The following is an 11,027-nucleotide window of genomic DNA, read 5'->3' on the forward strand; positions in this document are numbered from 1 at the left end:
CCAAAGGTCCGCCTCACTTGAACTCTGAAGCGATCCATTCAACGATCCGTTTCATGCGCGTCTGACCCGAGTGGCCCTTTGCCCATGAGATGTAGAGCCCATCGTCTGAGGGTTCGGGATCGACCCAAATCTCTACCAGTTTCTTTGACCGCAGATCGTTCTCCACCATGTAGGTCGGCGCGATAGCAATCCCGTGACCACCAATAGCAGCATCAAGAGCCAAGGCAGATCGGTCGAAGTTGAGCAACTTGTGCATGTTTCCATATCCGGTTTCACGGATCAGCTTCTCCCACCGTCGGTGCGCATCCTGAAGCAGCGGCATCGTCAGCAGCGTCTCCAGCCCTATCGGCCAGTCTGGTCGCAGAAAGTCAGGGCTGCACACGGCAACAAGGCGAATGTCGGCAAGGCGGCGCGATCCGTGAGCTGTATTCGTGTCGGGCGCTTTGCCTGGCCAGATCGCGATCTCATTCCGGCCCAGACTGCGTGCCAGAATTTGCTCATGAACCTGTGTGGTGAGGGATACTTTTGGAAACCTGGCAGTGAAAGCGTCCATCCGGGGCATCAGCCATTTCGTCGCTGTGGAAGACCCAAGGTGTAGCGTGACACGATCACCGTCCTCGCCGATGCTCACCAAGGCAGTGTCGAGTATCGCCAAAGCGTCTTCCATCGCCGCATGACAGCGCTCACCCTCCGGTGTTAACGAGACACCGCGTGCGCCACGCACGAGAAGAACCACCCCCAGCTCGATCTCGAGCTGCTTGATCCGCTGCGAGATCGCACCACGCGATAGGTTCAACTCTTCAGCCGCGCGTTGCAAATTCCCGTGCGATGCGACGATAGAGAAAACCCGTAGCGCGTTCAGGTTCACATTCTTCATTCAATTCCCCAGAGGCGATAGATTTTCTAAACGCTGATGGAATTATCCTGCTTTGTCAATTTGGTCGATGCGGCCGATAAAAGCGGGCAAGCAGCACCCTACAATAGGTAGATAGGACAAGGCGATGACCCAGACAATCCGACCAGTGACAGCTGACGACATACCTCGCTTGATCGAGCTCCTCATGCTGGATGCAAAGGAACGCCATGCACAGGATGGCATCCTCTGGAAGATGGCAGACGACGCGCCCGCGCAGATCAAGAAAGCACTGACATTTGCGCTGACGGCCGAGCAACAACCCTTTCAACAGTTTTGGCATGTCGCAGAGGATGGGGGTCGGATCATGGGTGTGATTCATGCGATGATGCTGCCTGTCCCCCCGATCTATGCAGGCTCGTTCGGCGCGCCGGGACTGATCCTGCCCGACTCTTTTATTGCCACCAATGCGCGAAGCGGCACGTTAGAGAGCCTGTTGACCGTAGCCGAGGAAGCCCTGCACGAAGCCGGTGCCCGGATTAAACTGGCATCCTACGTGGCGGGCGAAGTTTGGCGAAGCGCATTTGAAGTAAGCGGTTATGAGCCTCTGACGCTTTATCTATCGCGCAGTGACCTTGGCGATCACGGTACGCCCGCGGGTGTGCGACAAGCGACGGAAGCCGATATTCCGGGTATCGTCGCACGCAGCGCCGAAAACCGGCAGGTTTTGTTTGACATCGACCCTTTCTGGGAAATTCACCCGGAAGCTGACCCACGTTTTTCGGCTTGGATGACGAGGAGCCTAACGCTCCGCGATAGGGATATGATGGTTCAGGGCGAGTCAGAGGATTTGCAGGGCTATATCATCGCACAGCCCGCCTCACGGCTGCATTTCCCCCCGGCCCATGACATCACGGGCACAGGTGTGATTGATGACTACTATCACCCCGAACTGGCCAACCCGTCGGCTCTTGACCGAGGGTGCGAGGCTTCCAAGTCGTTGTTGCGCGCGGCCGAAATGGCCTTTGCCAACCGTGGTATAGGAGCCGCCTTCGTCGTCTGTCCAGCGGGATGGACTTCCAAGGTTGAGTTGCTGGAATCTGCTGGTTACGAGACCGCGATGGTATGGTCTATCAAGCGATAACAATTCGCAAAGCAGCCTTTGGGTTTTACGCAACATCGGTCAAGTTGGGCTCGAACTCGCCATTCGCTGCATCTCCGCAAGGAACTGCCCCGCGCCACCCAAAACAGGCGGCGCGGGAGGGGTGCCTTAGATCACCTTGACGATGGCCTTGCCGACATTGCCGCCTGTCAGCAACTTGATGAAGGCGTCGGGGGCGTTTTCCAGGCCCTCGGTGATGTCTTCCTGGACCTTGACCTCGCCGCTGGCGATCATCGGGCCGACCGCTTTGTGGAAGTCGCCCATGCGGTCCCAGTGGTTGGAGATGATAAAGCCGTTCACGCTCAGGAAATTCACCAAAATCGTGCGCCACAGCTTCGGCGCCGAGAGGGATTTCTCGATCGCATCTGCGCCAAGGCCGCCTTCGTTATACCATGCGATCATGCCGCAGATCGGGATGCGGCCGTGCGGGTTCATCAGGGGCAGGACAGCATCAAGGACCTTGCCGCCAACGTTTTCAAAGTAGATGTCGACGCCTTTAGGGGCCGCTTCCTTGATGGCTTTGCGCAATTCGGAGGCGGTTTCATAGGCGCGGTGGTCAAGGCAGACGTCAAAGCCGAAATGCTCGACAGCGGTTTTGCATTTGTCCGCGCCGCCTGCGATGCCCACGGTGCGCAGGCCCATGGATTTGGCGATTTGCCCGACCATTGATCCCACGGGACCGGTGGCCGCGGCGACAACCAGAGTCTCGCCTGCTTTTGGTTTGCCCAGTTCGGTCAACCCGTACCAGCCCGTCAGACCCGGCATGCCCAGCACACCAAGCGCATAGGTGAGGGGGGCGGTGTTGGGGTCAATCTTGGCCAGCCCCGCGGCAGGTGCGACCGAATGTGTGGCCCAGCCAAAGCCGCCCATCACAAACTCGCCTACTTCAAAACCCTCGGCGTTGGAGGCGATGATCTCTCCGACCGAGCCACCCTCCATCTTGCCATCTACGGGAATGTTGGCGGCATAGGATTTTGCGTCATCCATGCGGCCGCGCATATAGGGGTCGAGGGACATGTAGTGGACGCGCACCAGCACTTCGCCGTCGCCCGGTGTGGGGATCGGCAGCTCTTCGAGGCGGAAGTTTTCGGGCGTTGGCGCGCCGTCAGGGCGGCTGGCCAGCGCGATTTGTTTCATCATCTCGGACATTGGTATTCTCCTTTGAGTTTTGTGCACGGTATCGTAGTACAAACTGCATACAAGTCGCACGCTGCGTCACAGGCTATTGGCATTCGCAGGGGGACGTCCTATGAGGGCGCTGATCCCCATTAGAAAAAGGCCCGTGTGACATGGTTGGCAGTGCAAATCTTAACATCATGATCAAAGCTGCGCGCAGCGCTGGCCGCTCTTTGGTCAAGGACTTTCGCGAAGTCGAGCAGTTGCAAGTTTCGATGAAAGGGGCGGGTGATTTTGTCAGCCGTGCCGATCTGAACGCCGAAAAGCTGCTCAAGGACGAGCTGCGCGGCGCGCGGCCCACCTATGGCTGGATCGCGGAAGAGGGCGGCGAGGAAGAGGGCGAAGACCCCACACGCCGCTGGATCGTCGATCCGCTGGACGGGACCACGAATTTCCTGCACGGGTTGCCCCATTGGGCTGTGTCCATAGCGCTTGAGCATAAGGGCCAGATCGTAGCGGGCGTTGTGTTCGATGCCGCCAAGGACGAGATGTTTTATGCCGAAAAAGGCTCTGGCGCGTGGCTGAACGAGAGCCGCTTGCGGGTGTCGGGCCGTCACAGGATGATTGAATCAATCTTTGCGACGGGCATTCCTTTCGGGGGCCGTGGCGACCTGCCGCATACATTGCAGGATCTGGCGCGTCTTGCCCCCGCCTGTGCGGGTGTGCGGCGCTGGGGGGCGGCAGCGCTTGACCTCGCTTATGTGGCGGCGGGCCGGTATGACGGCTTTTGGGAGCGGCGTTTGAACGTCTGGGATCTGGCCGCAGGCGTGATTATCGCGAAAGAGGCGGGCGGCTTGGTCGAGCCGATCAACCCGCGTGGTGATGTGCTGCAAGACGGAGAGATCATCGCGGCGAACGAGGCGATCTTTAGCAGCTTTGCCAAAGTCGTACGCGGCTAAGGTATCAGGTGCGGTCCGACGGGTGATTGATCCCGTCGCGCCACGCGATCGGCTCATGTTCAAGCGGGTGTGTCGCGTCGATACAGCCCAGATTAACGCCACAGATCAACGGGTTGGACCGCGTTTGGTGATGTGTGTATATGCCGCATGTTTTGCAGAAATAGTGCTGCGCGGTATGGGTGCCAAAGCTGTAGAGCCCAAGGTTCTCCGCGCCCTTTGTGACTTTTAGCGTGGCTGATGTCACCTCGATATTGGCGGCCTGTCTGCGTTTGCAAAACGAACAATTGCACCGCGCTGCATCATCATAGCCGTTTGGCGCATGGCCGATAAGCTCGACCGCGCCGCAGTGACAGGTGGCCGTGATCGAAAGGCTCATTTACGTTTGACCTTTGGCATCTCGTAACGGGCAGGGGGATGTGGCGGGTGGCCGTCCGTGGCCTGCCAGAACCGCGGCCCGCCGCGTTTCAGCCATAGCGGCAAGGCCAGCAGCAAGCCCGCGACAAAGCCACCTGCATGCGCCCAATAGGCCACGCCGCCTGTGCCCGCTGCGGTGCCGATGCCGCCAATGAACTGCATGCCGAACCAGAGCATCAGCATGATCCACGCAGGGATGGCAAAAATCTTGATAAAGAACAGCACGTCCACCCGTGCTTTGGGGAAAAGCAGCAGATACGCGCCCATGACCCCTGCAATAGCCCCAGATGCGCCGACTGTCGGCACAAACGAAGTAGGGTCGGACAGCACGTGTGCATAGCCGGACAGCGCACCTGCGATCAGGTAAAAACCCAGATAGGGCCCATGGCCCATCTCGTCCTCGATGTTGTCGCCGAAGATCCACAGAAACAGCATATTTCCCGCGATATGGCCCCATCCTGCGTGCAGAAACTGCGAGCTGATCAGTGCGCCGTAGCCGTCACCCTCCATGATGCGGCGGGGCAGCAAGGCGTAGTCGTAGTAGAGCTGCGCCAAGGCGCGCTCGTCCCCTGCGGTGGGCAACATGCTGAGAAAGATGCCGATGTTGGCGGCCATCAGCGCGTAGGTCACGTAAGGCACACGGCCCGAGGGGTTATGATCACGGATGGGAAACATTTCAGCGCAAGGTGGGTGATTGCGCTGGGGGCGTCAAGGGGGCGTCCGGTTTGTGGGCGGATGCGCGGGGGCGAGTACGGGATTGAGTTTAAGGGCAAAATAAAGAAATACGGGTTGAGAGGGGGCCGCACATCAGCTTTCGTGTGATGTGCGGCCTCTGTTGGCTTAGGCGGAGGCGCCCAGCAGGGCTGCGTTGCCGCCCGAGGCTGTGGTGTCGACGCAGACGTGGCGCTCCTGACGCACGCGGGCAGTGTCGGGCAGGCCGCGCAGCAGGGGGATGATCGCGCCTGTGCGTTTGGCAAGCGCTTGGTCGTAGGCGCGGGCTGTGTCGGCGTCGCCCCACCACAGGACGCCGCCGAAGTCGGGGCCTGTGGTGAGGGCGTCGGGTGCGATTTTGCCTGTTGCCATGACCGCAATGCCGCCCAATGCCTCGACCGCTTGTTTCTGGGCGCGTGCGGTGTCGACACCGGGACCTGCGCACAAAAGGGCCGTGCGCGGCAGGGTAGAGAGGCGGTTGCTTTCGCCTGTGGGGCCCGGCAGCGACATTGTGTCGAGGATGTGGCGATGGGCGTCGGGCAGGGCGGGCAGGTCTGCGTCTTTGTCCCATGAAGGGGCCACAGGTGCCAGATCGGGGGCCGAGAAGCGGGGCAGGTAGTTGGGGCCGCCTGCTTTTGGGCCTGTGCCCGAGAGGCCTTCGCCGCCGAAGGGCTGGCTGCCCACAATGGCGCCGATCTGGTTGCGGTTGATGTAGATGTTGCCCGCCTCGATCCGCTCCGAGACGTGTTGCACGCGGTCGTCGATGCGGGTGTGCAGGCCGAAGGTCAGGCCGTAGCCTGTGGCATTGATGGCGTCGATCACATCGTCCAGTTCCTCGGCCTTGAAGGTTGCCATATGCAGGACGGGTCCGAAGATTTCACGCTCCAGCGTGTGGATGCCCGCGACTTTGATCAGGGTTGGGGCGATATAGGTGCCTGTGTCCGGCGTGGGCAGTTCGGCGAGGATGCGACCGTCGGCGCGAGCCGCGTCGATGTGGGCTGCGATGCCTGCGCGGGCGGTCTCGTCGATGACGGGGCCGACATCTGTGCTGAGCAGCCACGGGTTGCCGATGCGCAGCGCTTCCATCGCGCCGATGAGCATCTTTTGGAACGGCTCGGCGATGTCTTCCTGAACATAGAGGCAGCGCAGGGCGGAACACCGCTGGCCTGCGGATTGAAAGGCGCTCTCGATGATGGCTTGGACTGCTTGTTCGGGCAGGGCGGTGCTGTCGACGATCATGGCGTTTAGGCCGCCTGTCTCGGCGATCAGGGGCGTGCCGGGGGCGCAATTGTCGGCCATGGCGGCGCGGATGCGCTGGGCTGTGGCGGTGGAGCCGGTGAAGGCCACGCCACCGATGCGGGCGTCGGAGGTGAGTGCCGCACCCACAGCGCCGTCGCCTGGCAACAGTTGCAGGGCAGTGACTGGTACGCCGGCTTCGTGCAGGACCTCGATGGCCAGATGGGCGATCAGCGGGGTTTGTTCAGCGGGTTTTGCAAGCACCGCGTTGCCTGCGGCCAGCGCCGCGCTGATCTGGCCCAGGAAGATGGCAAAGGGGAAGTTCCACGGCGAGATGCAGGTGAACAGGCCTGCGGCGGGCGTGTTGGTCGCTTGCGCGGCATAGTAGCGCAAGAAGTCCACGCCTTCGCGCAATTCGGCCACGCAGTCGGGCAGTCCTTTGCCTGCCTCGCGGGTCAGCAGGGCGAAAATCTCGCCATAGCGTTCCTCGTAGATGTCGGCGGCGCGCCGCAGGGCGCAGCGGCGTTCGTCCAATGACGCGTCCCACGGGGTTGCGGCGTCCAGTGCTGCGGCGACATCCGCAGGCGTGGCGGGGTGGACCACGCCGGGGGAGGTGCCGCCGGTGGGGTCCTGGACATCTTGGGCATCGCCCCCTTTCGTTCCGCCCGCGATCAGCGGCTTGGCTGTCCATGTGGCTGCGGCAAAGGGCGTGCGGGCGCGCTCGATCGCGGTCAATGTGGGGGTGTGGGCGAGGTCAAAACCGATGGCATTTGCGCGCAGGGGGCGGAAAATTTCGGGGCCTGTAGGGATGGTCGGCACGCTGTCTTCGAGCTTGGCGAACGGGTCGGCGGCGACCTCTTCGGGGGCCACGTCCTCGTCCACGATCTGGTTGACGAAGCTGGAGTTGGCCCCGTTTTCCAGCAAGCGCCGCACCAGATAGGCGAGCAGGTCTTTGTGCGCGCCCACGGGCGCATAGATGCGACAGCGTGCCCCGTGTTTCTGGAGTGTGATGTTATGCAGCGTTTCGCCCATGCCGTGCAAGCGCTGGAATTCATAGACTTCTTTGTCTTGCCCCATGTGCAGTACGGCGGCGACAGTATGGGCGTTATGGGTGGCGAATTGCGGATAGATCCGGTCGGTCATGCCCAGCAGCTTGCGGGCATTGGCGATGTAGCTGACGTCAGTGGCCGCTTTGCGTGTGAACACCGGAAAGCCGTCCACGCCCTCGACCTGAGCCAACTTGATTTCTGTATCCCAATAGGCGCCTTTGACCAGACGCACCATGATGCGGCGGTCGTGGGTTTGCGCCATGTTATACAGCGCGTCGATCACGTGGCCTGCACGCGGGCCGTAGGCTTGTACGACGATGCCGAACCCCTCCCATCCTGCCAGCGCGGGCTCGGACATCACGGCGTTAATTACGTCGAGCGAGAGGCCAAGGCGGTCGGCCTCTTCCGCGTCGACATTCAGGCCCATGCCCGCAGATTTGGCCAGCAGGCACAGCGCACGCAACCGCGGGACCAGATCGGTCATCACCGCCTCTTCCTGCGCTACCTCATAGCGCGGGTGCAGCGCCGACAGCTTGACCGAGATACCGGGGTTTTTGCGGATGTCGTCCTCGGTGCAGCCCCGCGCAATCGACGAGATCGCGTCGGAATAGCTCAGGTGGTAGCGGCGGGCGTCGGCCTCGGTGCGGGCGGCTTCGCCGAGCATGTCGTAGGAATAGGTAAAGCCTTTGGCCTCCATCCCTGCGGCGCGTTTCATCGCGCCTTTGATGTCTTCGCCCAGCACAAACTGGCGGCCCATTTCGCGCATGGCGCGGGCCACGGCGGTGCGGATCACCGGCTCGCCCATGCGTTTGATCGCGGCGCGCAGGTGGCGCACGGGGCCGGGTTGTTCATCGTCCAGCACACGGCCCGTCAGCATCAAAGCCCACGTCGAGGCGTTCACCATGGTCGAGGTCGAATGACCCAAGTGGCGGCCCCAGTCGGAGGGCGCGATTTTGTCTTCGATCAATGCATCCATCGTCTCGGCGTCGGGCACGCGCAGCAGCGCCTCGGCCAGACACATCAGGGCCACACCTTCGTCGGTGGACAGACCGTATTCAGCCAGAAACACCTCCATCATGCCGGGTGCTGTGGTGCCGCGAATGTCGCGCACCAGATCGGCGGCAGCGGCGCAGATCGCCGCGCGGTCCTGCGCTGTCAGCGCGGCGGTATTAATCAAGGAGGCCAAAACGCTGTTCACGTCGGCATAGGTTGCTGTATCAATCGTTGTGCGCAGGGAAGGGGATGTGTCACGGGCCATTTGATCTCTCCACAAGGTGTGATTTTTCCTAGTATATCGGTTGATTTGCAGGCATGTTCACTTTTGATGTAGCTATTCACAGACGATATCACCGATGTTGGGGGGATGTATGATGCAAAACACTTCTGATCTGGACCGGTTCGATCAGGCGATTCTGGCGCGGTTGGCCGAGGACGGGCGCATCAGCATTACCGAGCTTGCCAAACGCATCGGCCTGTCGAAATCCCCGACGCAGGCGCGGCTGCGCAGGCTAGAGGAAAACGGTGTCATTCTGGGCTACCGTGCGATGTTGAACCCGATCCGTCTTGGCCTTGACCACGTCGCCTTTGTCGAGGTGCGCCTGAGTGACACGCGCGAAGCTGCTTTGCGGTCTTTTAACGCGGCGGTTGCCCGCGTGCCGCAGATTGAACAAGCCCATATGATCGCAGGCAATTTCGACTACCTGCTAAAGGTGCGCACGCGGGACATGGCCAGCTACCGCGCCTTTCTGGGCGATACGATTTCCATCCTGCCCCATGTGGCCTCTACCTCGACCTATGTTGCAATGGAGGCGGTGAAGGAAGTGATGCTGTCAGAGGGGACCTGAGGGGCGGTGCCACATCCGACAGAATATGACCACACAATCGCGGACCCACGTGCAAGAGGCAGTGGCAAACAACTCGCGGCTGCCAAAGGCCGTGCTGTCGGCCCAAGGTGCCGCGCTGGGACGGCGGGCGAAGGCATTTGAGATGTTTACACCGCGCTGTGGCTTTGTATGGTGCGCTGGCTGCGGGCGTGATGGAATGGTAGACATACCAGACTTAAAATCTGTTGGGCCTTGTGCCCGTGTGGGTTCGAGTCCCACCGCCCGCACCACATCCTATGGTTTCAAAATACAAGTCGATGCAACACTGGCCTGAAGTCCCGCTGCCACATCATCAGGTGCCGATCACGGCGGTGCGCAGCGGTGCGAAAATTCTCAGGTCCGTCTCATCTGGAAATCGCACGGACCGCAACGCAAAGCCATGCTGATCGGAGACGCCCTGAAACCTTCACACCTCTTAAAAGATCACCCCGTCACGCAGCGCTGAGGTCTTGTATGATTTGGGGGAATTCACCCTCCACCGCGCCATCACAAATTGCGATGCCGAAACGTGTGCGGATATGCGGTGGCAGCAGCCGTCTGGCCGAAATGCGCCTGTGCGTCATTTCCGGAATCATCCGCTCATAGCCATATAGATCGACATACTCCTGATAGTTGTCAAAGCTCTGCCGCCCGACATAGTCAATGAAGGTTTCTGTCGGTGCGCCATTCGCAAGGATCACGTCGTGCTGCGCGGTCTCGATATGGTAGTAGGTCATGCGGGGTGGCAATTCGGCGGCAGGCACCCATTCGATGGTCGGGCCGTTCACAAGGCTTCCCGCGTTAATGATCATGTCATCAATGACCATGCCGTGATCGGCCGTCACAATCAGATCACTGTGCGGCAGGCCACCGCCCAAGGCCCCCTTGCGCAAACGGACTGGTTCCAACGCGGCGGGCACGGCGCTATGGCCGGGTTGCACGGTCTGTCGGCCAAGCCACAAAACCTCACAAACCTGACCAGAGGCCGTCAGGATTTGCTGCCCGATTTCAAGGGTTTCTACAGCGACTTCCCCGTCCGGCCCTTGGATGAGCGTGCCTGGCGCAAAACAAAGCAAGCCGGGCGTCGCGTCGTCAGCAACGATATTGTCATCCCCGCTCGGCGCCCGTTGGATTGATTGACCATCAGGGGTGAGCGCGACATCGTCCGTCCCGATCAGATTGGTCCCGGGGAAGGAGGGGGAGCTTGCGGCCTGATCCCCGCCCACGGCATCCCCGTAATTGAGCGCAACATAATCGCCCGACGCCGTGTCGACCAATGCAAGCCCGTCACCTGAGTTCGCAAGCGACATTGTTCCACTCGCCAACACGATTGTCGCGGTGGGGTTTGCGGCCTGCGCTGCCGCGAGGTCTGCAGTATTGTCCAAAACCACCAACACTTCGCCCGCGCCCAAAGTCCCGCCCGCGAAACTGTGCACCAGCTGGTCTTCCCAGATTTGCACATTGGCAAGCGATATGGGCGCGCCCGATACATTGATGATTTCGATAAATTCATCCGAGAACGCGCTGATGGTGCCGCTGCCATCTGCGTCAAAACCCGGTGTACCAGTGGGGTCCCCGCCGACTTCGTTAAAGGCAAGGCCGCCATTGATCACATTTGTCGTTGTTGCCACGATACATTCTCCAATGGAGTTTACAGATAGGACA

At 60.7% G+C, this 11,027-nt stretch carries 9 protein-coding genes and 1 tRNA gene; 4 read left to right on the forward strand and 6 right to left on the reverse strand.

The annotated features are described in order from the left end of the window. Nucleotides 1–13: 13 nt before the first annotated feature. Complete coding sequence (locus ABMC88_RS13390; protein ID WP_349577404.1) at nt 14–877, reverse strand: LysR family transcriptional regulator; 864 nt, start codon at nt 875–877, stop codon at nt 14–16. A 124-nt stretch (nt 878–1,001) separates the two neighbouring features. Between ABMC88_RS13390 and ABMC88_RS13395 the strand changes: the two genes are divergently transcribed. Beyond that, entirely contained in the window at nt 1,002–1,997 is a 996-nt protein-coding gene (locus tag ABMC88_RS13395) for a GNAT family N-acetyltransferase (protein ID WP_349577405.1), read from the forward strand. Between the two features lie 126 nt (nt 1,998–2,123). Here the strand turns inward: ABMC88_RS13395 and curA are convergent, their stop codons facing one another. Beyond that, nucleotides 2,124–3,164: an NADPH-dependent curcumin/dihydrocurcumin reductase gene (gene curA, locus ABMC88_RS13400; protein WP_349577406.1), complete on the reverse strand. Its 1,041-nt coding sequence runs from the start codon at nt 3,162–3,164 to the stop codon at nt 2,124–2,126. Between the two features lie 140 nt (nt 3,165–3,304). Here curA and ABMC88_RS13405 point away from each other — a divergent pair, with 140 nt between their 5' ends. After that, entirely contained in the window at nt 3,305–4,090 is a 786-nt protein-coding gene (locus ABMC88_RS13405) for an inositol monophosphatase family protein (RefSeq protein WP_349577407.1), read from the forward strand. A gap of 4 nt (nt 4,091–4,094) precedes the next feature. Here ABMC88_RS13405 and ABMC88_RS13410 read toward each other — a convergent pair whose 3' ends face one another. From ABMC88_RS13410 to putA, 3 genes are all read right to left on the reverse strand, one after another. After that, complete coding sequence (locus ABMC88_RS13410; protein WP_349577409.1) at nt 4,095–4,466, reverse strand: GFA family protein; 372 nt, start codon at nt 4,464–4,466, stop codon at nt 4,095–4,097. Then, entirely contained in the window at nt 4,463–5,179 is a 717-nt protein-coding gene (locus ABMC88_RS13415; RefSeq protein ID WP_349577410.1) for a rhomboid family intramembrane serine protease, read from the reverse strand. Before ABMC88_RS13415 ends, ABMC88_RS13410 begins: the two co-directional genes overlap by 4 nt. Before the next feature lie 165 nt (nt 5,180–5,344). Then, on the reverse strand, nt 5,345–8,758 hold the full coding sequence (putA, locus tag ABMC88_RS13420) for a bifunctional proline dehydrogenase/L-glutamate gamma-semialdehyde dehydrogenase PutA (RefSeq protein WP_349577411.1): 3,414 nt from the start codon (nt 8,756–8,758) through the stop codon (nt 5,345–5,347). A gap of 109 nt (nt 8,759–8,867) precedes the next feature. Between putA and ABMC88_RS13425 the strand changes: the two genes are divergently transcribed. After that, nucleotides 8,868–9,344 (forward strand): Lrp/AsnC family transcriptional regulator, encoded by a 477-nt coding sequence (locus ABMC88_RS13425; protein WP_349577412.1) that lies wholly within the window; start codon nt 8,868–8,870, stop codon nt 9,342–9,344. Between the two features lie 182 nt (nt 9,345–9,526). After that, nucleotides 9,527–9,613, forward strand: a tRNA-Leu gene (locus tag ABMC88_RS13430). A 201-nt stretch (nt 9,614–9,814) separates the two neighbouring features. Here ABMC88_RS13430 and ABMC88_RS13435 read toward each other — a convergent pair. After that, on the reverse strand, nt 9,815–10,993 hold the full coding sequence (locus ABMC88_RS13435) for a Hint domain-containing protein (RefSeq protein WP_349577413.1): 1,179 nt from the start codon (nt 10,991–10,993) through the stop codon (nt 9,815–9,817). Nucleotides 10,994–11,027 lie beyond the last annotated feature (34 nt).

The organism is Sulfitobacter aquimarinus (assembly GCF_040149565.1).
GTDB lineage: Bacteria > Pseudomonadota > Alphaproteobacteria > Rhodobacterales > Rhodobacteraceae > Sulfitobacter > Sulfitobacter aquimarinus.

Coding starts and splice junctions, on each gene's coding strand:
- ABMC88_RS13405 (WP_349577407.1), top strand. CDS start 3,305: ATGGTTGGCAGTGCAAATCTTAACATCATGATCAAAGCTGCGCGCAGC.
- putA (WP_349577411.1), bottom strand. CDS start 8,758: ATGGCCCGTGACACATCCCCTTCCCTGCGCACAACGATTGATACAGCA.
- ABMC88_RS13410 (WP_349577409.1), bottom strand. CDS start 4,466: ATGAGCCTTTCGATCACGGCCACCTGTCACTGCGGCGCGGTCGAGCTT.
- ABMC88_RS13395 (WP_349577405.1), top strand. CDS start 1,002: ATGACCCAGACAATCCGACCAGTGACAGCTGACGACATACCTCGCTTG.
- ABMC88_RS13425 (WP_349577412.1), top strand. CDS start 8,868: ATGATGCAAAACACTTCTGATCTGGACCGGTTCGATCAGGCGATTCTG.
- curA (WP_349577406.1), bottom strand. CDS start 3,164: ATGTCCGAGATGATGAAACAAATCGCGCTGGCCAGCCGCCCTGACGGC.
- ABMC88_RS13415 (WP_349577410.1), bottom strand. CDS start 5,179: ATGTTTCCCATCCGTGATCATAACCCCTCGGGCCGTGTGCCTTACGTG.
- ABMC88_RS13390 (WP_349577404.1), bottom strand. CDS start 877: ATGAAGAATGTGAACCTGAACGCGCTACGGGTTTTCTCTATCGTCGCA.